Source organism: Desulfotignum phosphitoxidans DSM 13687 (assembly GCF_000350545.1).
GTDB classification, from domain to species: domain Bacteria; phylum Desulfobacterota; class Desulfobacteria; order Desulfobacterales; family Desulfobacteraceae; genus Desulfotignum; species Desulfotignum phosphitoxidans.
This window is the reverse complement of the sequence record NZ_APJX01000035.1, coordinates 1-2,189: the sequence shown is the minus strand read 5'-3', so window position 1 is coordinate 2,189 and position 2,189 is coordinate 1. Positions and strand designations below refer to the sequence as shown.

Annotated in this window: 3 protein-coding genes; all 3 read right to left on the bottom strand. The window is 53.9% G+C overall.

Translation table 11 applies throughout. From position 1 onward, the window contains the following. Positions 1 to 159: 159 nt before the first annotated feature. From DPO_RS23525 to abiEi, 3 genes are read right to left on the bottom strand one after another with little or no spacing between them, the layout of a single operon-like run. Positions 160 to 630, bottom strand: coding sequence for a hypothetical protein (locus tag DPO_RS23525; protein WP_006968884.1), 471 nt, complete (start codon positions 628 to 630; stop codon positions 160 to 162). A gap of 36 nt (positions 631 to 666) precedes the next feature. Further along, complete coding sequence (locus DPO_RS23520; protein ID WP_006968883.1) at positions 667 to 1,554, bottom strand: nucleotidyl transferase AbiEii/AbiGii toxin family protein; 888 nt, start codon at positions 1,552 to 1,554, stop codon at positions 667 to 669. Then, positions 1,547 to 2,083, bottom strand: a complete 537-nt coding sequence (abiEi, locus tag DPO_RS23515; protein WP_006968885.1) for a type IV toxin-antitoxin system AbiEi family antitoxin — start codon at positions 2,081 to 2,083, stop codon at positions 1,547 to 1,549. The genes DPO_RS23520 and abiEi overlap by 8 nt, the downstream gene beginning before the upstream one ends. Positions 2,084 to 2,189: the final 106 nt, after the last annotated feature.

Genomic DNA, 2,189 nt, shown 5'->3' with positions numbered 1-2,189 from the left:
AGATTTTTGAAAAGATAAAAGGCGGGAAACTCGAACGATAAGAAGACAACGAAAGGCCAGCTCAGAATCCAGCGCTAATTTACCCCACCCCGTCTACTTAAAACTTAACACTTAAAACTCAAAATAACTACAATAACGCAGGCCTGACCCCGAAGTTTTCTAAACTTTGCGGAGGCCGGCGGCGGCGAGGGCCGTGAACAGGAGGGCGTTGGCGGGGATCTGGAGGTTGCCGTCGGAGTAGCTGTGGATGAGGAGGGCCACCAGGGCGGCCATGGCGCCCAGGGTGATGCCCTGGGTCTGGCGGCTGCGGCTTTTGAGGCGGGTGAATCCGGTTCGAAAGAACCAGTACACGATCCACAGCATCACGGGGATGAACAGGATGCCGGCCCAGATATTTCTTCGGCCTTCCAGTTCGTCTTCCAGCTCTCCCTGGGTCAGGGTCGTGATCCGCTGCACCACAGGGGTACTGGCCATGATGATCAGGCCGATGACCACCACGGCGCCCAGCAGGGTTCCCACCAGGCGCTTGTGAACAAACCCTTTTTTCAGGAGAAGTACGACTGCCAGGAACAACATGGCCCCGGCCGTGCCGATCCACCCGCCCCGGGACAGGGTCAACGCCTGGCACACAACCAGAAACAGCGCCAGCCTGACCCCACCCCACTTTTACCTCACCCCCCGTCTGACCTCATCCAGCAACCCCCTGATTTCACTGGTCAGATAATCGCAGAACTTATCTTTCATAAAAGTTCTTTCCTGAACGTCCATTGGCAGGAAACGCGCCATTTCCAACTTGAAAGCTTCGCCGTGAATGATCTCCGGCAACCGCTGCCAGACACTTTCCAGCTTGAGGTCATAATCATTGACGTAGTAATCATCGATCTTATTGTTCACCCATTCATGGTTGATTGCCGTCCCTGCCTGCTTCAACCAGCGCAAATCCCAAATATCCCGGTGACGTACATAATGCTGGGTATTGACCAGGGACACCAGCTTGTCAGCCATAATCTCGTCAAGCGTTTCTGTCAAAACCAGCGTGTCACCATACCCATCCGGCAGAAAGTCATAATTGGTTTGCAGGGCCCTGGGAATACGGGAATACGCAGGAACATTGGCCACTTCAATCTTGATCCGCTGTCTGGGCAAATGCCTTTGTCCAGGTGCACTTACGACTGTAAGCTGCCATTTATCAACATTTAACCCGTCGTGCTCAGGTTCATCCCTCAATTCGCGGGGTTCCTTGACCAGCACATCGAGACTGTAGCGCGCGCCGATGTAGTGCTCAAGACATTCCTTCATCTTCGCCATCTGCCGGCCGGCAAAATCTTTGCCACCGGCAAAGTCAAGATCCTCACTGAAGCGGGGGGCGCCATAGCACAAACGAAGCGATGTCCCGCCCTGAAAGGTCATGATATCAAGCAACCCTTCTTTGTCGAGACTGAAAAGAATGTCATAGTGCAGCAATTCCTTCTCGATCACAGGCCGCATGTGGCCACGTCCGGACAGGATCATGGCTTTCTCCACCAGCGCTGCAAAATTTGCCGGTTCAATCATCGGTCAGCGCCTCCTCGTCCACCAGATGGGTATTGCGGCCAACCCGCTTCAAGTCCCGCCATGCAGCCATCGGAGTTGCCAGCCGCAGTGGGCGGCCGACATTGCGAATACTGGCAAGAATATTGGATGTGGGGCGTTTGGTATGGATGAACTCGACGGTCCCCCAGGGGGTGCGGTACAATCCTTTACGGCCCGTTGTCATAACAGTGAGACGATCGACCGGAATTTGCGAGATGGCGCCGTATTCGGAAAGCGCGGATTCCAGGCTGAGGTAGTTGTATTCCCCGCGGCGAAGTGCCACTGCAATCCGCTCAACCATGTGGCTGTCCATGCTGCGCGCCAGGGAATACACATAAACCCCCCGGCATGCCCGTCGCAACCAGCCATCTTTCACCAGCCGGTTCACCGCCTCCTGAAGGGTTTTGGCACTGTCATCCGGAAAAAGCTTGGCGAGGTCATGGCGCGTAAACACATAACGCCCTGCCTCATCCCACGCGCTCAACACTTTGATTGCTGTTTGCTTGTCCATAATACCTCAAGTGAACACTAATACTATAATAATATAGTCCTTATGTCAACTTGAGTCAACTATCTTTTTTTGGGTTTTATATCGCCACATCCTTCGCCATAACATC